This is a genomic window from Dictyoglomus sp., assembly GCA_025060475.1.
Lineage (GTDB): Bacteria > Dictyoglomota > Dictyoglomia > Dictyoglomales > Dictyoglomaceae > NZ13-RE01.
In genome coordinates this window covers 65,238-85,450 of record JANXBZ010000003.1, presented here as the reverse complement: position 1 = coordinate 85,450, position 20,213 = coordinate 65,238, and the positions used below count along the sequence as shown (strand labels likewise).

Here is a 20,213-nt window from a genome sequence, read left to right as displayed (position 1 = left end):
TTACTCTGGAACAACTTCCAATTTAATCTTAGCTATAATTTGGGGATGAAGTTTAATACTAACATCATATTTCCCAATATTTTTTATAGGTTCTTCTAGTAAAATTTGTTTCTTATCTATAAAAATTTTACATTTTTTATGTATTTCCTCCGCAATGTCTTTAGAAGTAATTGCTCCAAATAACTTACCTTTCTCTCCTACTTTCGTTCTTATTACAAACACTTCTTTTTCTAATAACTCCTTATCTTTTCTAAACTTTATTATAGCTCTTTCTTCTTTTTTTTGCTGTAATAATTTCTGTTCTTCTATACTTTTGAGCATTTTATCTGTAACTTCCTGAGCTAGCCCCCGAGGAAACAAGTAATTACGTGCATAACCATCACTAACTTCTACTATTTCACCTTTCTTTCCTAACCCAGTTACATCCTTTAAAAGTAATACCTTATATTTTTTCATATTTTTTCCCTCATTAAAAACTTTTCTCGTATAGGATAAAAAATATCAATAGTTCCCACGATAAAAAGAAGGAATGTCAAAAGAGGATTGAATATAAAAAGAAAAATTATAAGAATTCTTATAATCTTTGAATAAATAAAATTTTTTAAAAAACTCCAGAGAACAAAAAAACCCTCCGTGATTAACAAAAATTGTAATAAAAACACAAAGTTATTAAAAATATTAACCCCAAGAGGCAAAAAATAGGATATAAAAAAAGAGATAAGAAGCATAATAAGTAAGATATTTAAAAGTTTTATAGGAATTTTAAGAGTCTCTAGAGAAGGAATAGGTCTTATATTTACTTTAAATCTTTGTAGTATTTTCTGAGCAATCCAGTAATTAAATATAACTTGAAAAAATGAAGAGATGATTAATATTGATGGAATTACAATATTCAAGAAATTAAATATTTGATTATAATTTTCTGATAGATCTTTAATAGAATTTTCGTCTAAAAAGGATTTTAAAAAACTTAAAGAGTTTCTCCAACTATCCTTCATAATGTCAATACCTAAAGCCTTTTCAAAGGGAATATTAAGTAAAAACATTCCCCCTAAGATGGTCAAAATTTCCAAAATTAGATTTATACTTCCTCCTAAGAAAAATAATCTTCCTAAACTTAAGTTATTTCTAATTCCAAAACCTAATATTATTCCTAAGACTCCTGAGGGGAAAAAAAGAAAAAAGACATTTAATGGAGTAAGAAAAAGAATTGAGATTATTAAAGAAATTATAAGTGAAATAAAACTTATTCTTAAACCCCATCTATAACTTAAAAACAAAAAAGGTAAAGAACATAGAAAGAAAAAAGGAAAAATAAAATATGACAACCAAAAAATAATTACTGCAATTCCAACTAATAAACTTCCTTCAACTATTGCTTGGGTTTTTTTATTCACTATTTAAACCTCCTTGGGGAGTTCGCACTCCCCAAAGGTTTATTTTACTATATATGGCAATAATCCCATATATCTTGCCCTTTTTATAGCACGACTTAATTGTCTTTGATGTTTAGCACAGTTTCCACTTACTCTTCTTGGATATATTTTACCCTTTTCTGTCATAAATTTCCTTAATCTTTCAATATTCTTATAGTCAATTTCTTCTATTTTTTCACTACAAAATACACAATACTTCTTTTTAAGCACTGGTCTTCTAAATTCTTGAGTTTTGACATTTTTAGAATTACTCATCTCTTTCCTCCTCACCTTCTTCGAGAATTTCCTCTAGAATTTCCTCCTCACTGATTTCCTCAAGAGATTCAGGAATTTCCTCAGTTATTACTTCTGGAGCTTCTTCTTTCCTTCCAAGGAAGTGAACACTCGTAGCGACAACTTCTACTACTCTTCTTCTCTGCCCATCAATAGTTTGATAAGAACGGGTTCTTAAACTTCCCTCAATTGCTACGAGTCTTCCCTTTTTTAAATAATCTCCACAAACCTCTGCAAGCTTTCTCCAAGTTACAATATCAATAAAATCAGCATTTTGTTCTCCTTTACTATTTTTTGGTCTATTTACAGCTATTCTAAATGTAGTAACAGGAATACCACTTGGAGTGTATCTCATTTCTGGATCTCTTGTTAAATGACCTATAAGAAGAACTTTATTTAACATTATTCTAATCTCCCTTATCTTTAAGAATTAACAAATATCTTAAAATATTCTCTTTTAATTTTAATCTTCTTTCTAATTCTTTTAGTTGAGTCGTAGGAAAAAGAAAATTATAAACTACGTAGTAGCCCTCCTTCTTCTTTTTTATGGGGTAAGCTAAACTCTTTTTCCCCCATAGATTTACATTCTTTACTTCTCCTCCTAAACTCTGCATCTCGTTTTGTATCTCCTGAGATAAACCTTGTATCTCATCTTCTGTTAACTCTGGACGAATTAAACACATCAATTCATAACTTCGCATTCTTTACCTCCCTTTGGACAATTTTGGCCCCAAGTCAAGCTTGGAGCAGGTTTTTTATACATTAAAAAATTATATCATTTTCCTGCTAATTTTTCCAAAAAAATTTATTGAAATTTTATTTCAACAGTTATATAATTTTACCTCAAAAAAGGGAGTGAGTAAAATGGGGTTAGTATACATAAACGGAAAATTTCTTCCTACTGAAGAAGCGAAAATTTCTGTATACGACAGGGGACTACTCTATGGAGATGGTGTTTTTGAGGGAATTAGGTGTTATGATGGAAGAATTTTTAAATTAGATGAACATCTTGAGAGATTATATGCTTCTGCTCAAGCTATATGGTTAAAAATTCCCCTTACCTTTGACGAAATGAAAAAAGCAGTTATTGAAACGGTAAGAGTAAATAATCTTAGAGATAGCTATATAAGACTTATAGTTACTCGAGGGTCCTTGGGGCTTGGAATTGATCCATGGGAAGTTGATAACCCAACAGTAATAATTATTGCTGATAAAATAAGAGTTTTTCCTCAAGAAGTCTATGAAAAAGGTTTAATAGCAGTAACTGTAGCCACAAGAAGATCTCCAACTGATGTTTTAGATCCAAGAATAAAATCCTTAAATTACTTGCATAATATTCTAGCAAGAATAGAAGCAAGAATTGCAGGTGCATCAGAAGGTATAATGCTAAATCATCAAGGTTTTGTAACAGAAGCAACAGTGGATAATGTTTTCATTGTTAAAAAGGGTATAATTAAAACTCCTCCAGTAAACATAGGAGCATTAGCTGGAATAACCAGAGCAGTAGTTATAGAATTAGCAACAAAGTATTTGGAAATTCCAGTAAAAGAAGAGTTACTAACTCGATATGATCTTTACAATGCAGATGAAGTATTTTTAACAGGAACTGCAGTGGAAATTGTTCCTGTCGTAAAAATTGATGAAAGAATTATAGGAGATGGAAAACCTGGCAAAATAACAAAAGAATTAAGAAAAGTGTTTTATGATTATGTAAAGCAAGAAGATGTAGGGAGTCCTGTTTATGCTAATGAATAATGACTTCTTACTACCAATAACTATGAAAAAGAAAAATGGAATTTGGGAAATCGGGGGGGTATCAATTTCCTATTTAGCGGAGAAATATGGTACCCCTCTATACGTTTTAGATAAAGAAACATTAACAAATCAGGCTCAAAATTATATAAATTCCTGGAAAAAATATTCCCATATTCCTTTTAAGGTTCTATTTGCTGTAAAAGCATTACCTGTATTAGAAGTAATAAGAATTTTTGATAAAGAAGGATTAGGTTTTTTAGTATCAACAGGTGGAGAACTCTTTATTACAAGGAAAGCAGGAGTAAATCCAAAGAAGATATATTTCCATGGGAATGCTAAAAGTTTCAAAGAATTAGAATATGCAATTGATGAGGATATATATGCTATTATCGTTGATAATTTTGATGAAATTGAAAAGATAAAATTTATAACAAATAAAAAAAATAAAGAGATAAATATATTAGTAAGAATTATTCCAAATATTGAGGCGGACACTCACAAATCTATTAGAACAGGACAGAGGGATACCAAATTTGGTTTACCAATAGAAGACGCTTTATCATTAATTATTTCTCTTAAAAATGATCCTTTTATAAAACTTAGAGGTATTCATTCCCATATTGGTTCTCAAATCTTTGATTTAAATGTTTATGTAAAATTATCTGATGTCTTAATTGAGTTTGGATTAGAGCTTAAAAAATTGGGAATTCTTTTAGAAGAAATAAGTATTGGGGGTGGATTAGGAATAGCATATACCCCTCAAGATTTGCCACCCTCTATTGAAGATCTTGCTAAATATGTATCTGAAAACTTTAAAGAAAAATTTCCTCACTTCTTTACTCTTATATGTGAGCCAGGAAGATCTTTAGTAGGAAGAGCAGGAGTGACTCTATACAGAGTTGAGAGTAGGAAGTCTATAGCCAACACAAGAAATTATATTGCGGTAGACGGAGGAATGTCTGACAATATTCGACCTTCTCTATATGGGGCAAAATACACAGCATTGTTAATAAGTAACAATGAAGAAAAGAAGTTATTTAGGCTTGTAGGAAAACATTGTGAATCAGGAGATATTCTTATCCAGGAGCTTGAAGCTATCTGGCCTAATCTTGGAGATCTTGTAGTAATTTTTTCCACAGGAGCATATAATTTTTCAATGTTTAATTGGTATAACGCTGTTTTGAGACCTGCAGTAATAATGGTAGAAAATGGAAAGGATTATGTGGTTGTAGAAAGAGAAAAACTAGAAGACTTAATTAGAGGACAAAAATGAAAATTGGAATCTTAGGCGGTGGACAAGTAGGTCAAGCTCTCTGGGAAGTAATACAAAAAGAAAATGAAAATATTTTAAATCTATTAGGAGAACCTTTAGATATTGTAAGGGTCTTAGTAAGAAATCTTTCAAGACCGAGAATAATTCCTAATTTTTATTTAACAACTAAGGTAGAAGAAATAATTGATAATCCTGAAATAAAATTAGTTATTGAAGTTATGGGGGGAGAAGAACCTGCGTATACTTTTATTAAAAGAGCCATAGAAAATGGAAAATATGTGGTCACTGCAAACAAAGAAATAATTGCATTATACGGAGATGAATTATTCAAGCTTGCAAGAAAAAAAGGAGTAGATTTAGGTTTTGAAGCAAGCGTAGGGGGAGGTATTCCAGTAATAAAGGCAATAAAAGAGGGTTTAGTTGTAGATAAAATAAAAGAAATTTGGTCTATTCTAAATGGAACTACAAATTATATATTAACTAAAATGGAGGAAAACAAATCAGATTTTTCTGTAGTTCTTAAAGAAGCACAAGAAAAAGGATATGCTGAGCCAGATCCTTATAAAGATATTTCGGGTTTAGATAGTGTATACAAAATTGCTATTTTAAGCTCTTTAGCTTTTCATACTACTATAAAACCAATGGATATATTTAGAGAAGGAATAGAAAAGATCACCTTAAGAGATATAGAATATGCTAAATCTCTCGGCTATTCCATAAAACTTTTAGCATTAGCAAGAGAGGATAATGGAACTTTAGAAATAAGAGTTCATCCTACTATGATTCCACAAAATCATATGTTATCAGCGGTCAGAGGAGTAAATAACGCAGTTTTATTTAAAGAAGAAAGAAGAGGAAATATAATATTATATGGACCTGGCGCTGGACCAAAGCCTACTGCTATGGCCTTGTTATCAGATATTTTAGAACTAAGCTACAGTATAATTCATTCACATCCAAGATATTACAACTTTGCATATTTATATCCATCAAACTTGAAACCTTGGGGAGAAATTAAGACAAGATACTACTTAAGATTTTGGGTTCAAGATAAACCTGGTGTTTTAGCTCAAATAGCTAAAGTTTTAGGAGAAAATAATATAAGTATTGCTTCTGTTATTCAAAAGGAAACAAATATAGAAAATGAAAAAGCAGAAATTGTCATTTTAACTCATGTTACCTATGAAAAAGATATTCAAAAAGCAATCTCTGAAATTCAGAAATTACCAATTTTAGAAGAATGGAATTCTTTAATAAGAATTGAGGTTTAAAATGAGAAAGGGTGTAATTTTAAAATATAGAGATTATTTACCTATAAATGAAAAAACTCCAATTATAACTCTTTGTGAGGGTGATACTCCCCTAATATATGCTGAAAATTTAAGTAAAGAATATAAAATCAATCTCTTTTTAAAATATGAAGGTATGAATCCAACGGGATCATTTAAAGACAGAGGTATGGTTGTTGCTGTAGCAAAAGCTTTAGAGAACAACGCTAAAGCTATAATATGTGCTTCAACGGGAAATACAGCAGCCTCAGCTGCAGCCTATGCAAGTATATCAAGAATAAAATCCTATGTTCTTTTACCTAAAAACGCCATTGCTTTAGGAAAATTAGCTCAAGCAATAATGTATGGTGCAGAAGTGATAAGTGTAAACGGAAATTTTGACTCTGCTCTAAATTTGGTAAAAGAAATATCTCAATTTTATCCTATAGAGATAGTAAATTCCATAAATCCCTTTAGAATAGAAGGACAAAAGACTGCAGCTTTTGAAATATGTGATGTTTTAGAAGATTCTCCTGAATTTTTAGCAATTCCTGTAGGAAATGCTGGAAATATTACTTCTTATTGGAAAGGATTTAAAGAATATTATTCCTTAGGAAAAATAAAAAAATTACCAAAACTTCTTGGTTTTCAGGCAGAAGGATCCGCACCTTTAGTTTTAGGACGTCCTATAGAAAATCCCCAAACTATTGCTACTGCGATAAGAATTGGAAATCCTGCAAGTGGAGAAAAGGCTTTGAATGCTATAAGAGAATCTCAAGGTATTATAGATATGGTTTCTGATAAAGAAATACTTCTAGCTCAAAAGGAATTAGCAAGCAAAGAAGGAATATTTGTTGAACCTGCTTCTGCAGCTTCCTGGGCAGGTGTGAAAAAGATATTAAGAGAAAAGAAATTAACTTTATACGGAAATATAGTTTGTATATTAACAGGAAATGGGCTTAAAGATCCTGATTCTGCATTAAAAAATGCCAAAATATCCTACGAAATAGATCCTAAAATTGAAGAGTTGCTTAGAATATTAAACTCATGAAAGTGAAAATAAAAATTCCAGCAACTTCTGCAAATTTAGGACCAGGATTTGACACCTTAGCTATAGCATGGAATCTTTTTTTAGAAATTTATGTTGATACAGAGTATTTTGAAAAAAGAATAATTTATCTTGGTGAAGATATAGAGAAATTGGATAAAAATAATAATCTTTTCTTAAAAACTCTTTCAAAAACTTTCAAAATATTAGGTTTTGAACCTAATAATTATTTAATTCAACTAAATTCCCAAATACCAATAGGAAAAGGTTTAGGAAGTAGCGCTGCAGTCATATGGGGAGGAATTTATTCTGCAGAAATTATCTCTGGAAAAAGTCTTTCAAAAGAAGAAAAATTTAAACTAGCTTTTTCCTTAGAAGGACATTTTGATAATTTAGCAGGAGCCTATAATGGAGGACTGACAATTTGTAACATAGAAAATGGTATGCTTAATATATCAAGTTTTCCATATCCTGAAGATCTTTGTGGACTTATTTTTATACCCTCTTATTCATTATCAACAGATAAATCAAGAAGTATTCTGCCTAAATTATATTCAAGAGAGGATATAGTTAAAAATCTTCAAAGTCTAGCTTTTCTTCTTGCTGGATTTGTATATAAAGATGAGAAACTAATAAAATTGGGACTCAAAGATTATCTCCATCAACCCTATAGATTTCCTTTAATTCCTGAATCAAAATTCTTTTTGAATAAAGCAATTAAAGAAGAAACTCTAGGAGTTGTTTTAAGTGGTGCAGGACCATCTCTTTTAATTTTAGTATTTAGAGATAAAGCAGAATCTATGAAGAAATTTTTCGAGGAAGAGCTTAATCGAGAAAGAATTGATGGAAAAATTTTGATTCTTGACATTTGTGATAAAGGAATTATACTTGAGAAAATTTCTATGGAGGGAGAAGCATGAGCTATAAAATAGCTGTTGTTGGAGCTACAGGTTTGGTAGGTCAGGAAATGTTAAAAATTCTTTATGAAAGAAGAGTTCCTATAAAAGAATTATATGCTTTTGCTTCTTCTCGTTCTGAAGGAACCTTTGTAGAGTTTGGAGAAGAAAAGATAAAAGTAGAAGAGGCAAGACCTGAAAAAATTGCAAAAGCTGATTTTGCTTTATTTTCTATTGGAGAAGAAATAAGTCTAGAAATTTCTCCAGAGGTAGCTAAGAGAGGAACGATAATTATAGATAATAGCAATGCTTTTAGAATGCATCCTGATGTACCCCTTGTTGTTCCTGAGGTAAATCCTGAGGATTTGAAAGAACATAAGAATATAATTGCAAATCCTAATTGTTCTACAATACAAATGGTTGTTGCTCTTTTTCCTCTTCATAAAAAATTTAACTTAGAAAAAATTGTTGTTTCTACATATCAGTCAGTATCAGGTAAAGGTAAAGACGCTGTTTTAGAACTTTTAAATCAAACAAGAGAATTCTTAAATGGTGATAAAATAGAGCCAAAAGTTTTCCCATATCAGATAGCTTTCAATATTATTCCTCAAATAGATAATTTTGAGGATAATAATTATACTCGAGAAGAGATGAAAATGGTTAGAGAAAGCAGAAAAATTCTTCATCTTCCTAATCTAAAAATTTCAGTAACTTGCGTGAGAATTCCAGTTATTAGAGGACATTCTGAGTCAATAACTGCTACATTTTCTCGAGAATTCACTCTTCAAGAAGTTTATAATATTTTGAATAATGCACCTGGGGTAAAAGTTTTAGACTCTCCAAAGGACAAAATATATCCTTATCCCCTTCTTTGTGATGGAAAAGATGAAGTTTTTGTGGGAAGAATAAGAAAAGATCTTTTTGAAGAAAACACTTTAAATCTTTGGGTAGTATCTGATAATATAAGAAAGGGTGCAGCTCTTAATGCTGTTCAAATATTAGAAGAAATTATTAAGGGAGGTTAAAATTGAGGTTAATTGTTCAGAAATTTGGAGGATCTTCTGTTGGTAGTATAGAGAGAATTAAGAATGTTGCAAAAAGAATAAAGAAATATTACGAAGAGGGATATAAGGTTGTTGTAGTAGTATCTGCCATGGGTGATACTACTGATGAGTTAATATCTATGGCAGAAGAGATAACTAAAAATCCTAATCCTAGAGAAATGGATGTTTTATTATCTGCAGGAGAAAGAATTTCATCTGCACTCTTAACAATGGCTCTACAAGAAATCGGAGTTCCAGCAATTTCTCTCTCTGGAAGACAGGCAGGAATATATACTAACTCTATTCATACAAAGGCACAAATCACATCTATAAAACCTGAAAGAATTTTAAAGGAATTAAGCTTAGGAAAAGTTGTAGTTGTAGCAGGGTTTCAGGGTTATGATTTAGATAACAATAATATAACTACCCTTGGAAGAGGAGGTTCTGACGCAACTGCTGTAGCATTAGCTTATGCCTTGAAAGCAGATCTCTGTGAAATCTATACTGATGTTGACGGAATATTTACCGCAGATCCAAGAATTGTAGCAAACGCTAGAAAACTAAATTATATTTCCTATGAAGAAATGTTAGAGCTTGCAAGTCAAGGAGCCCAAGTTATGCAATTAAGAGCTATGGATTTAGCAGCTAATTATAAGGTACCAATTGTGGTAAGGTCAAGCTTTAATGAAAATTCTGGGACCTTTATTGGGGAGGTTGAAAGAGTGGAGTCAAAGAAAAAAATAACGGGAATTGCTCATAATAAGAATATAGCTAAAATAACCATTCTTGGAGTGCCTGATAAACCAGGTATTGCCTATAAAATTTTTGCACCTTTAGGAGAAGCAGCAATTAATGTAGATGATATTGTACAAAACGTAAGCAAAGATGGAATTACTGATCTATCTTTCACTGTTCCTGAAAAGGAGTTGTCAAATGCTATAAAAATTGTAAAAGAAATTATACCTCAGATAAATGCGCAGGATGTCATCTACGATGATCAAGTAGGAAAAGTATCCATAGTAGGCTGGGGTATGCAGGCAACTCCAGGAATCGCGGCAAAAATGTTTGGAATATTAGCAGAAAACGGCATAAATATTGAAATGATTACAACCTCAGAGATAAAGATCACTTGTATAATCAGGAGAAATTTAGTAGAAAAGGCTGTTCAAGCTTTACATGATGGATTTAAATTAGGGGAAGAGTAAGCCCTCTTCCCCTTTTTTATTTAATTTCTACAACTGCACCCTCTGCTTCTAATTTTTTCTTGATATCTTCTGCTTCCTCTTTACTTACTCCCTCTTTCACAGGTTTAGGTGTTGAATCAACTAAATCCTTAGCCTCTTTTAATCCTAAACCTGTAATTTCACGAACTACTTTTAATACCTTAATCTTATTAGCACCTGCATCTTTTAATATAACATCAAAAGTTGTCTTTTCTTCTACTGGTGCAGCTGCTGGTCCAGCAGAAACTGCAGCTGTAGCAACAGGTACTGCTGCACTAACTCCAAATTCTTCTTCTAAGGCTTTTACTAATTCTACTAATTCTAAAACCTTCATCTCTTTTATTGCTTGAATAATCTCCTCTTTATTCATTTTAAATCCTCCTCTTTATTGTTCTAGATTTTTCTCTTTTTCTTTTTTAATAGCTTCTAAAGTCCAAACCAATTGATTGATTGGCCATTTTAATCCAAAAACTAATCTTGTTAATGGATTATTTATACTACCTATAAGTTTTGACAACAATACATCTTTTGGTGGTAAATTGGCTAATTCTTTTATTTCCTTTTGATTATATAACTCACCCTCAACAATACCACCCTTTAATTTCAAATTCTCGTGATCCTTTGAAAAATCTACAAGAATCTTTAGAACTCCAAAGGGATCCCCATAACAATAAGTAAATGCAGTAGGCCCTCTCAAGTATTCTTCAACATTTTTATTAGGAAGATACTTTTGAAAGGCTCTTAAAGCTAAGGTATTTTTTACTACTCTATACTCTGCTCCTACCTCTCTTAATTTTGTTCTTAGTTGAGAGAGATCTGCTACTGTTAACCCTTTGAAGTCGGTAAATATAACACTATTTGCCTGTAGTAGTTTTTGATAAATTTCTTCTACTTTTTGCTTTTTTTCTTCTTTTGGCAATTTTTCACCTCCTTATTTATTGTTATCTAAAACAAAGGAAAGCCTTCTGGCTTTCCTTTGTTATTCTACATATTTTTTAAAACCAGTAAGGCCTACGTAGGAATTTAAAAACCTACGGTCTTGGGCCTTTTAATTTTTTATAAAATAAACTTCTTAAGCAACTTCCTCCCTTCGTAAAATTTCTGCTAAGTTCTTTACTTCAATGGGAACACTGGGTCCCATTGATGGAGAAATATAAACACTTCTAAAATATTGACCTTTCACAGTAGCAGGTCTTAATTTTAAAATTGCGTAAAGAGCTGTGATAAGATTTTTCAATAGTGCTTCTTCTGAAAAAGAAGCTTTTCCAATAGGTAAATGGATTATTCCGTATCTATCAGTTCTGAATTCTACTTTTCCACTTTTATATTCTTTTACAGTTTTAAATATGTCTTGGGTAACAGTTCCTGCCTTTGGATTTGGCATTAATCCCCTTGGACCTAAGATCTTACCTAATCTTGATGGTATTTTCAAGGTTCCCATAATATCAGGAGTGGCTATAGCAACATCAAAATCTAGCCATCCTCCTTCAATTTTCTTTACCAAATCCTCTCCACCAACATAATCTGCTCCTGCTTCTCTTGCCTCTTGAGCTTTTTCTCCTTCTGCAAAAACTAAAACTCTTTTCTCCTTTCCCGTCCCATAAGGTAAAACAACTGTTCCCCTTACCTGTTGATCTGCATGCCTTGGATCTACTCCTAATTTTACAGAAAGATTTATAGTCTCATCAAATTTAGCAGTAGCTAATTTTTTTACCAAAATTACCGCTTCATTTAAACTATAAAATTTATTTGGTTCAATTAAAGTCAAGAGTTGTAAATATCTTTTTCCATGTTTTGCCATTTTCTTAAGCCTCCTTAATCCTCAACAATTTCAATTCCCATACTCCGTGCTGTTCCCTCAATTATTTTCATAGCTGCAAAAATATCTTTAGCATTTAAGTCTTTCATTTTTATCTCAGCTATCTCTTTAAGCTTACTTCTTTTAATTCGACCAACCTTATTTCTATTTGGTTCTCCTGAACCCTTTTCAACTCCTGCAGCTCTTTTTAGCAGTTCAGAAGCAGGTGGAGTTTTTGTAATAAAGGTAAAACTTCTGTCTTCATAAATTGTAATTTCAACAGGAATTATTCCCTCTTGGCCTGCTGTGGCTGCATTATAAGCCTTGCAAAACTCCATAATATTTACACCGTACTGTCCCAATGCAGGACCTACTGGTGGCGCAGGTGTTGCTTTTCCTGCAGTTAAATTTAATTTTACCTTACCAACTATTTTCTTTGGCACTTTATTTCCCTCCTCAACTTGTCTTTTCAACTTGAGTATGATCAATTTCAGTAGGAGTCTCTCTTCCAAAAATTGATAGCAAAACCCTCACAGTACCTTTTTCTGGAAAGACCTCATCAACTTGTCCTTCGTATCCCATAAAAGGCCCACTCTTTATGTACACTCTATCACCTTTTTTGACTTTTAATTCGGGTTTTATCTCTTTTTGCTCAATAAATTTCTTTATCCAATATTCCTCGTCTGGGTTAAGAGGACTTGGCTTACCTTGAGCTCCAACAAAACCTGTTACTCCAGAAGTAGTTCTAATAAGTCTTTTAGCTTCTTCATCTTCTACCATTCTAATAAAAAGATATCCTGGAAATACTTTTTTTGTTTGAATACTTTTACGTCCTCCTTTAACCCTCATAACCTTTTCCTCAGGAACAACAATTTCGAATATTTTATCTTCTAAATGTAAAAGCTTAACTTGCCTTTCAATAATGGCTTTAACTTTATGTTCGTGTCCTGCTAAAGTATGTATTACGTACCATTTTCCTTCAGCCATATGAGCTTCCCTTCTATCCTCCAGAACTTCTTAATATTAAGGATGTTATAAAATTAAAAATAAAATCATAAAGTGCAATCAAGGTAATAAGAAAAAAAAGCATTACTCCTAAAGCCAGAGAAAGTTTTAAAACTTTCTCTCTATCTGGCCAGAGAACTTTTTTTAGCTCCATTTTCTCCTCAAGCCAAAAATTTTTAATCTTTTCTCTTATTGTAAATTTATTTTTTACTACCATTCCAAAAACCTCTTTTATAAATAATTTTGGCAGGCCCGGCAGGCCTCGAACCTGCAACCCCCGGATTTGGAGTCCGGTGCTCTTCCTATTAGAGCTACGGGCCTACCTTATTTCTCTATGGGCTGTATGTTTTTTACATTTGGGACAATATTTTTTTAATTCTAGTCTATCAGGATCGTTCTTTTTATTTTTTTCTGTTATATAATTTCTATTTTTACATTCGGTACACGCCAGTATTACATGTACTCTCATTATATTTCCCTTCTTTCATCTACTCAATAATTTTAGTTACGACTCCGGCTCCAACAGTCTTGCCACCTTCTCTTATGGCAAATCTTAACCCCTCTTCTAGAGCTATAGGCTTTATTAATTTTATCTCCATCTCTAAATTGTCCCCTGGCATCACCATCTGTACCCCCTCGGGCAACCTTATCTCCCCTGTTACGTCAGTAGTCCTAAAGTAAAATTGTGGCTTGTATCCACTGAAAAAGGGTGTGTGTCTTCCTCCTTCTTCCTTCTTTAATACATATACCTGCGCCTTGAAGTGTGTATGAGGCTTTATACTCCCAGGAGCAGCTATCACTTGCCCCCTCTCTACTTCGTCTTTGTCTACTCCCCTTAATAGTATCCCTATGTTGTCCCCTGCTATCCCTTCGTCTAATTGCTTCCTAAACATCTCTACCCCTGTCACTACTGTCTTCCTTATTTCATCAGTTAGTCCTACTATCTCTACTTCATCACCTACCTTAACCTTACCCCTCTCTACTTTCCCTGTTACTACTGTCCCCCTACCTGTTATACTGAATATGTCCTCTACAGGCATCAAAAATGGCTTGTCTATATCTCTCTCCGGTAATGGTATATAACTGTCTACAGCATCTATTAGATTCCATATCGCATCTACCCACTCGTTCTCCCCTCTCTTCGTATTCGGATTCTTGTCCATTACCTCTACCGCCCTCAACGCTGAACCCCTTATCACGGGTATCTCGTCCCCTGGATATCCATACTTCGTTAATAAGTCCCTAACTTCCATCTCTACTAAGTCTATTATCTCAGGATCATCTACCATGTCTATCTTGTTTAAAAATACTACCATGTATGGCACGTTTACTTGCCTCGCTAATAATATGTGCTCCCTCGTCTGTGGCATGGGCCCATCAGCAGCTGATACTACAAGTATAGCTCCATCCATCTGCGCAGCACCTGTTATCATATTCTTTATGTAGTCCGCATGACCAGGCGCATCTATATGAGCATAATGCCTATTCTTACTCTCATACTCCGCATGATATAAGTTTATAGTGAGCCCTCTCGCCCTCTCCTCTGGCGCTTTGTCTATGTCTTCATACCTTAAAGGCTTCGCTAAACCCTCCGCCGCTAATACCTTCGTTATGGCGGACGTTAACGTAGTCTTACCATGATCTACGTGTCCTATGGTCCCTATATTCACATGTGGCTTTGTCCTTACAAATTTCTCCTTCGCCATACCCTCTTTTCCTCCTAAATGTTTAATTTTTTATATAATAATTAAAATATTTAAAACTCTAAAGTGGAGCCCACGACCGGTATCGAACCGGTGACCTTACCCTTACCAAGGGTACGCTCTACCAACTGAGCTACGTGGGCTTTTTTTAATGGTTGCGGGGGAGGGATTTGAACCCTCGACCTCCGGGTTATGAGCCCGGTGAGCTACCTGGCTGCTCCACCCCGCGATCTAATGGTGGGGAGGGAGGGATTCGAACCCCCGAAGGCCTCCGCCAGCAGATTTACAGTCTGCCCCCTTTATCCACTTGGGTACCTCCCCATGGAGCCGAGGGAGGGATTCGAACCCACGACCCGCTGATTACAAATCAGCTGCTCTGCCAGCTGAGCTACCTCGGCTTTAACAAAAAAAGTATATCTTTAGATAAGATTAAAGTCAAGTCCTATGTTATAATAAATAAAAAAATTTGGGAGGTCAAGAAAATTATGGAAGAAATAATGGATATTAACTTAGAAGAGATCTCTCTTGAAAATCTAGAGATAGGAAATATTGTCTATGGAAACATATTGATGATTGAAAAACAAGGAATCTGGTTAGATATTGGGGGTAAATACAATGCATATTTAGATCTTTCAGAAACAACTTTAAGCTTCCGTAAGAAACTAGAAAAGGGTCAAATTAAAGATTCTGTTCCTTTGCTGATACAATATATTAACCATAAAGAAGGTGTAATTCATACATCCCAGAGAAAAGCTATAGAAAAGCAAGGATGGGAAAACTTGATATGGGCTTTTGAGAATGATGAGACTGTAGAAGGAAGAATTAAAGATTTCAATGGAAAGGGATTTATTGTAGAAGTAGGAGAGGAAATATATGGATTTATTCCCCATAATCTTATTGATATTTATCGCCCAAGAAATCCTAATACTTATATAAATAGGAAGGTAAATGCAAGGATAATTAAACTTAATCCTGAAAGAAAGCAGATTATCCTCTCTGTCAGAAGTGTTTTAGAAGAAAAATTAGAAGAAAAAAGACAGAAACTTTGGGAGAAAATTAAAAAATCAGATATTATAAGAGGAAGAATAAAAGAAGTCAATGATGATGGTTTAAAAGTAGATTTAGGTTTTGGAATTTTAGGAGTTATTCCTTATGAAGAATTATCTTGGTTCCCTATTAAAAATTTATATAGAAATTTTCAAAGGGGAGATATTGTAAAAGCAAAAATTTTAAACATTAATGAAGAAAAGAAAGAAGTTCAACTCAGTATTAAATTAGCTCAGCCAAATCCTTGGGAAGTCTTTTTAGAAAAATACCCAAAAGGAACAATTCAGGAAGGAGAAATTATAAAGATAACTTCAGGACTTGTAGTTAAAATAAATAATCTAGTAGGTTTTGTTCCTCCAGGAGAAATCTCGTGGGGAAGGGTTGGAAATTTAAAGGATAATTTTAGCGTTGGTGATAAAGTAAAAGTTAAAATATTAGATGTAAAACCTGAAGACAGACGAATACTTCTAAGTGTAAAACAAGTAGAACCAAATCCCTGGGAAGTTGTAGATAGAATTCTTAAAGAAGGAGAAAAAGTTAAAGGAAAAATTATAAATATAACTGATTTTGGAATTTTCTTAGAAATAAAACCTGGATTAGAAGGATTAATACCAAAAAGATTATTAAGTTGGGAAAGAATTGAGAATATTGAGGAGATGTTTAAAATCGGAGACACATTAGAAGTCCAGGTGGTAGAAATTGATAAAGAAAACAAAAGACTTCTTTTAAGTAGAAAGGCATTGCTAAAAGATCCATGGGAAGAAATAAAGAAAAAATACTACGAAGGAATGAATGTTATTGGAAGAGTAATTAGCCTAAATAATCAAGGTGCAATTTTAGAGTTAGAACCTGGAATTGAAGGTTTCCTTCCCAATTCTCAAAAAGGCACAAAGGAAGATGATATTGAGTTAAATATAAATCAAAAAATAGAAGTTAAGATAATCTCTATAGACATGATCTCAAGGAGAATAATTCTATCAAGAAAAGCTTTATTGAAAGAAAGAGAAGAAAAAGAATTAGAAAATTATCTAATAAAAAATCTTCCTCCTAAAATAACTCTTGGAGAGATTATAAATATAAAGCTTAGAAAAAGAGAGGAGGATATAATTGACTTCTAAAACTCATCAAAGTTTTAGTTTTGTGATAGCTCAAATTTTTTATCCTAATTTTATAAAGAATATTTTTCAAAACCAAATTTGTTGGAGTATAGGATTTGTATTGGGAGTTGTATGGGGAACATTAATCCCTGATATAGATTCACCTCATTCGCAATTTTCTAAGAGATTACTTTCCCAAAATACTCTCATTGATTTCTTAAGTCTCTTTATAATTTTATTATTAGGAATAAAAATTTTTTCATCTATAAATAGAAGTAATCTTTTTTATTTTCTATTTTCCGTTTTTATCGGATTCAATTTTCTAAAAGTATTTCTGAAAAATTTTTTTAAAAGATATTTTATCCATAGAGGTTTCATTCATAGTATTTGGAGTTTAATAATACTTAATATTCTTTTAGTTATTCCTCAAAAAAATTTTGAACATTTTCCTTCCTTTGTTTTTTCAGCATATAACGGTATTTTTTGGGGTATAAATATAGGTTATCTCAGTCATTTACTAGGTGATGCTTTTACTTTTTCAGGAATAAGACCTTTTTTCCCTTTTAATTTAAAAATAAGTTTTAATCTTTTTAGAACTAATAGTTTTACTGAAACAATTTTGCTTTACTTTTTTAACATAGTAAACATTCTCTTATTACTAAGATTTTTTACTATAGGAGGTTAAATATGATAGACATTAAAACGTTAAGGGAAAGAGCTCAGGAAATGAAAGAAAATATACTATTAAGAAATTTAAGTTTAGAAAAATACAATGTAGATTTAATTCTAGAACTAGATAGAAAAAGGAGAGAAAAACAAAAAGTATTAGATGAGTTAAAAAAAGAAAGAAATAGAATTTCTCAAGAAATAGGTAAAAAAACAGACGAAGAAAGAAATGAATTAATAAGGAAAGCAAAAGAATTGAAAGAAGAGATAGAAAAGCTTGAAAAAGAATTCGAAAATCTAGACAAAGAAATGCATAAATACTTATGGCAGCTTCCTAACTTTCTTCTTCCTGAAACTCCACGGGGTAAAGATGAAAAAGATAATATTGAGCTAAAAAGATGGAGTAGTCCTAAAACTTTCTCTTTTCCTCCTAAAGACCATTTAGAATTAGCTTTAATAAACGATCTTATAGATTTTGAAAGAGGAAGTAAAGTTACAGGAAGTAACTTTTATTATTTAAAAAATGAAGCAGTTATATTAGAATTTGCACTTTTTCAATTCGTGATAGATCAGCTTTTACCAGAAGGATTTAAACTCTTTATTACACCTGATTTAGCTAGAAATGAAATTCTAGACGGAATAGGATTTCAGCCTAGAGGACCTGAGGCCCAAATATATAGGATCGAAGAAACAAATTTAGGATTAATAGCGACAGCTGAAATTACCTTGGGTGGTTATCATAAAGATGAAATCATAGATGAAATTGAATTACCTCTAAAATATTTAGGATTTTCTCATTGTTTTAGAACTGAAGCAGGAGCGTATGGAAGATATAGCAGAGGTTTATATAGAGTTCATCAATTTAGTAAAGCAGAAATTTTTATCATTTGTAAACCCGAAGATTCAAAGAGTATGCATGAATATATTTTAAGCCTTGAAGAGAGAATTTTTCAAAAATTAGATATTCCTTACAGAATATTAGATATATGCTCTGGAGATCTAGGGGCTCCAGCAGCAAGAAAATTTGATATTGAGGCATGGATGCCAGGAAGAGGAGAATATGGAGAAGTTACTAGTTGTTCTAATTGTACTGATTATCAGGCGAGAAGACTAAATATTAGATTTAGAAGACTAACGGGTGAGGTAGAATATGTTCATATGCTAAATGGTACTGCAATAGCAATTTCAAGAGCGTTAATTGCATTATTGGAGAATTATCAACAAGAGGATGGCTCCATTTTAATCCCCGAGGCTCTTCATCCTTATACCCTTGGAATTAAAGAAATAAGACCTAAGAGAAAGATTTTAAAGAATCTTACTTAAAAAAGATATTGTTCTTTCTTCACGAGGAGAGAAGAAAATTTGGGAAGGAGGTCCTTGTTCTACTATTTGTCCCTGATCTAAGAAAATGACCCAATCTGCAACTTCTCTTGCAAAACCCATTTCGTGAGTCGCTACTATCATGGTCATTCCTTCAAAAGCTAACTGTTTAATAACGTCTAAAACTTCTTTTGTCATCTCAGGATCAATAGATGAGGTAGGCTCATCAAATAACATAACTTCAGGTTCCATTGCTAAAGCTCTCGCAATTGCAACTCTTTGTTGCTGTCCTCCAGAAAGTTGAGAGGGAAAACTTTTAGCTTTATCAGATAATCCGACTCTTTTTAATAATTCATATGCTTTTTCCTCTGCTAATTTTGGATTCATCTTTTTTACTTTTATTGGTGCTAAAGTAATATTATCTAAAACCGAAAGATGAGGAAATAAGTTAAACAATTGAAAAACCATACCTACTTTTTGTCTTATTTTGTTAATGTCAACCTTAGGATCTGTTATTAAAACCCCATTAATATATATTTCTCCGCTAGTAGGTTCCTCTAAACGATTTATACATCTTAACAAAGTACTTTTTCCTCCACCACTAGGACCGATTAAGACTAATACTTCTCCCTTATTAACCTCCAAATTAATGCCTTTTAAAACATGTAAATTTTTAAATTTTTTATGTAAATCAATAACCTTAATCACCCTTCTTTAGCCTCTTTTCTAAATAACTTGATAATCTCGTTAAAGGAATAGTCATAATTAAGTAAAAAAGAGTAACCCCTATAAAAGGACTAAAGACATTTGCCTTCCAAGCAACTAATTCTCTACCAGATCTTAAAAGTTCTGTGACTGCCAAAGTTGAAGCTAAGGAACTCTCTTTGAGCATTGATGCGAACTCATTAGTTAATGGAGGTAAAATTCTTCTAAAGGCTTGAGGAAGAATTACATACCTCATTGCTTGAAAATATGTCATTCCAAGAGAACGAGCTGCCTCCATTTGTCCTTTTTCAATTGATTGAATTCCTCCTCTAAATATCTCACCTACATAAGCAGCTGAATTTAGAGAAAGTCCAGTGATAGCTGCAGTTATAGCAGGAAGATTCAACCCAATAGAAGGTAAAGCATAATATATAATCAACAATTGCATAAGAAGAGGAGTTCCTCTTATGACTTCTACATATATACTTGCAGGATATCTAAATAATGGATTTTTCGAGATTCTTCCAAGGCTTATGATTAAACCTAGAATAATACCTATACTAACAGAAATTAAAGTAAGGCGCAGTGTCATAGCTGCGCCTTTTAATAAGTATGGAATGCTTTCGATAAATAACTCAAAATTAAAATCCAACTTAT

General features: G+C 32.5%; 25 protein-coding genes and 5 tRNA genes. 10 read left to right on the top strand and 20 right to left on the bottom strand.

All coding sequences use genetic code 11. The annotated features are described in order from the left end of the window. From rplI to rpsF, 5 genes are read right to left on the bottom strand one after another with little or no spacing between them, the layout of a single operon-like run. Window positions 1-456: a 50S ribosomal protein L9 gene (gene rplI, locus NZ841_02435; GenBank protein ID MCS7201620.1), complete on the bottom strand. Its 456-nt coding sequence runs from the start codon at window positions 454-456 to the stop codon at window positions 1-3. Then, entirely contained in the window at window positions 453-1,397 is a 945-nt protein-coding gene (locus NZ841_02430) for a YybS family protein (protein ID MCS7201619.1), read from the bottom strand. The genes rplI and NZ841_02430 overlap by 4 nt, the downstream gene beginning before the upstream one ends. 39 nt (window positions 1,398-1,436) lie before the next feature. Next, window positions 1,437-1,691 (bottom strand): 30S ribosomal protein S18, encoded by a 255-nt coding sequence (gene rpsR, locus NZ841_02425; protein ID MCS7201618.1) that lies wholly within the window; start codon window positions 1,689-1,691, stop codon window positions 1,437-1,439. Next, entirely contained in the window at window positions 1,684-2,112 is a 429-nt protein-coding gene (gene ssb / locus NZ841_02420; GenBank protein MCS7201617.1) for a single-stranded DNA-binding protein, read from the bottom strand. Before ssb ends, rpsR begins: the two co-directional genes overlap by 8 nt. A 4-nt stretch (window positions 2,113-2,116) precedes the next feature. After that, window positions 2,117-2,410: a 30S ribosomal protein S6 gene (gene rpsF / locus NZ841_02415; protein ID MCS7201616.1), complete on the bottom strand. Its 294-nt coding sequence runs from the start codon at window positions 2,408-2,410 to the stop codon at window positions 2,117-2,119. 163 nt (window positions 2,411-2,573) lie between these two features. On the opposite strand from rpsF, the gene ilvE reads away from it, so the two are divergent. From ilvE to NZ841_02380, 7 genes are read left to right on the top strand one after another with little or no spacing between them, the layout of a single operon-like run. Continuing rightward, window positions 2,574-3,464 carry a branched-chain-amino-acid transaminase gene (gene ilvE / locus NZ841_02410; protein ID MCS7201615.1) on the top strand — a complete coding sequence of 297 codons (891 nt, stop codon included), beginning with the start codon at window positions 2,574-2,576 and terminating at the stop codon, window positions 3,462-3,464. Continuing rightward, the gene (gene lysA, locus NZ841_02405) at window positions 3,451-4,737 is read left to right on the top strand and encodes a diaminopimelate decarboxylase (GenBank protein MCS7201614.1); all 1,287 of its coding nucleotides are present in this window, start codon (window positions 3,451-3,453) and stop codon (window positions 4,735-4,737) included. The genes ilvE and lysA overlap by 14 nt, the downstream gene beginning before the upstream one ends. Beyond that, complete coding sequence (locus NZ841_02400) at window positions 4,734-6,008, top strand: homoserine dehydrogenase (protein ID MCS7201613.1); 1,275 nt, start codon at window positions 4,734-4,736, stop codon at window positions 6,006-6,008. The genes lysA and NZ841_02400 overlap by 4 nt, the downstream gene beginning before the upstream one ends. A 1-nt stretch (window position 6,009) precedes the next feature. Further along, complete coding sequence (gene thrC / locus NZ841_02395; GenBank protein ID MCS7201612.1) at window positions 6,010-7,056, top strand: threonine synthase; 1,047 nt, start codon at window positions 6,010-6,012, stop codon at window positions 7,054-7,056. Beyond that, on the top strand, window positions 7,053-7,973 hold the full coding sequence (thrB, locus tag NZ841_02390) for a homoserine kinase (protein MCS7201611.1): 921 nt from the start codon (window positions 7,053-7,055) through the stop codon (window positions 7,971-7,973). Before thrC ends, thrB begins: the two co-directional genes overlap by 4 nt. Next, complete coding sequence (locus NZ841_02385; GenBank protein MCS7201610.1) at window positions 7,970-8,974, top strand: aspartate-semialdehyde dehydrogenase; 1,005 nt, start codon at window positions 7,970-7,972, stop codon at window positions 8,972-8,974. Before thrB ends, NZ841_02385 begins: the two co-directional genes overlap by 4 nt. A gap of 2 nt (window positions 8,975-8,976) precedes the next feature. Then, on the top strand, window positions 8,977-10,197 hold the full coding sequence (locus NZ841_02380) for an aspartate kinase (GenBank protein MCS7201609.1): 1,221 nt from the start codon (window positions 8,977-8,979) through the stop codon (window positions 10,195-10,197). A 16-nt stretch (window positions 10,198-10,213) separates the two neighbouring features. Here NZ841_02380 and rplL read toward each other — a convergent pair whose 3' ends face one another. From rplL to NZ841_02315, 13 genes are all read right to left on the bottom strand, one after another. Further along, on the bottom strand, window positions 10,214-10,585 hold the full coding sequence (rplL, locus tag NZ841_02375) for a 50S ribosomal protein L7/L12 (protein MCS7201608.1): 372 nt from the start codon (window positions 10,583-10,585) through the stop codon (window positions 10,214-10,216). A 15-nt stretch (window positions 10,586-10,600) separates the two neighbouring features. Beyond that, entirely contained in the window at window positions 10,601-11,134 is a 534-nt protein-coding gene (gene rplJ, locus NZ841_02370) for a 50S ribosomal protein L10 (protein MCS7201607.1), read from the bottom strand. A 153-nt stretch (window positions 11,135-11,287) separates the two neighbouring features. Beyond that, window positions 11,288-12,016 (bottom strand): 50S ribosomal protein L1, encoded by a 729-nt coding sequence (gene rplA, locus NZ841_02365; protein MCS7201606.1) that lies wholly within the window; start codon window positions 12,014-12,016, stop codon window positions 11,288-11,290. 14 nt (window positions 12,017-12,030) lie between these two features. Next, window positions 12,031-12,456 carry a 50S ribosomal protein L11 gene (rplK, locus tag NZ841_02360; GenBank protein ID MCS7201605.1) on the bottom strand — a complete coding sequence of 142 codons (426 nt, stop codon included), beginning with the start codon at window positions 12,454-12,456 and terminating at the stop codon, window positions 12,031-12,033. Between the two features lie 13 nt (window positions 12,457-12,469). Next, complete coding sequence (nusG, locus tag NZ841_02355) at window positions 12,470-13,000, bottom strand: transcription termination/antitermination protein NusG (protein ID MCS7201604.1); 531 nt, start codon at window positions 12,998-13,000, stop codon at window positions 12,470-12,472. A gap of 13 nt (window positions 13,001-13,013) precedes the next feature. Continuing rightward, window positions 13,014-13,235: a preprotein translocase subunit SecE gene (gene secE, locus NZ841_02350; GenBank protein MCS7201603.1), complete on the bottom strand. Its 222-nt coding sequence runs from the start codon at window positions 13,233-13,235 to the stop codon at window positions 13,014-13,016. Window positions 13,236-13,262: 27 nt separating this feature from the next. Further along, window positions 13,263-13,339: transfer RNA gene (locus NZ841_02345), tRNA-Trp, on the bottom strand. Next, window positions 13,338-13,487, bottom strand: coding sequence for a 50S ribosomal protein L33 (rpmG, locus tag NZ841_02340; GenBank protein MCS7201602.1), 150 nt, complete (start codon window positions 13,485-13,487; stop codon window positions 13,338-13,340). Before rpmG ends, NZ841_02345 begins: the two co-directional genes overlap by 2 nt. Before the next feature lie 19 nt (window positions 13,488-13,506). Beyond that, window positions 13,507-14,724 carry an elongation factor Tu gene (tuf, locus tag NZ841_02335; GenBank protein MCS7201601.1) on the bottom strand — a complete coding sequence of 406 codons (1,218 nt, stop codon included), beginning with the start codon at window positions 14,722-14,724 and terminating at the stop codon, window positions 13,507-13,509. Between the two features lie 64 nt (window positions 14,725-14,788). Further along, window positions 14,789-14,864 (bottom strand) — tRNA-Thr (locus tag NZ841_02330). A 9-nt stretch (window positions 14,865-14,873) separates the two neighbouring features. Then, a tRNA-Met gene (locus NZ841_02325) sits at window positions 14,874-14,950 on the bottom strand. A 6-nt stretch (window positions 14,951-14,956) separates the two neighbouring features. Beyond that, window positions 14,957-15,042 (bottom strand) — tRNA-Tyr (locus NZ841_02320). A 1-nt stretch (window position 15,043) separates the two neighbouring features. Then, window positions 15,044-15,119, bottom strand: a tRNA-Thr gene (locus tag NZ841_02315). Window positions 15,120-15,206: 87 nt separating this feature from the next. Between NZ841_02315 and NZ841_02310 the strand changes: the two genes are divergently transcribed. The 3 genes from NZ841_02310 to serS are packed head-to-tail and all read left to right on the top strand — an operon-like array spanning window position 15,207 to window position 18,854. Beyond that, the gene (locus NZ841_02310; GenBank protein MCS7201600.1) at window positions 15,207-16,886 is read left to right on the top strand and encodes a 30S ribosomal protein S1; all 1,680 of its coding nucleotides are present in this window, start codon (window positions 15,207-15,209) and stop codon (window positions 16,884-16,886) included. After that, a complete protein-coding gene (locus NZ841_02305; GenBank protein ID MCS7201599.1) occupies window positions 16,876-17,550 on the top strand; it encodes a metal-dependent hydrolase in 675 nt (224 codons plus the stop codon). Before NZ841_02310 ends, NZ841_02305 begins: the two co-directional genes overlap by 11 nt. A 2-nt stretch (window positions 17,551-17,552) precedes the next feature. Further along, entirely contained in the window at window positions 17,553-18,854 is a 1,302-nt protein-coding gene (gene serS / locus NZ841_02300) for a serine--tRNA ligase (protein ID MCS7201598.1), read from the top strand. Here serS and NZ841_02295 read toward each other — a convergent pair. Next, entirely contained in the window at window positions 18,837-19,559 is a 723-nt protein-coding gene (locus NZ841_02295; protein MCS7201597.1) for an amino acid ABC transporter ATP-binding protein, read from the bottom strand. The genes serS and NZ841_02295 overlap by 18 nt on opposite strands. Beyond that, window positions 19,552-20,208 (bottom strand): amino acid ABC transporter permease, encoded by a 657-nt coding sequence (locus NZ841_02290; GenBank protein ID MCS7201596.1) that lies wholly within the window; start codon window positions 20,206-20,208, stop codon window positions 19,552-19,554. Before NZ841_02290 ends, NZ841_02295 begins: the two co-directional genes overlap by 8 nt. Window positions 20,209-20,213: the final 5 nt, after the last annotated feature.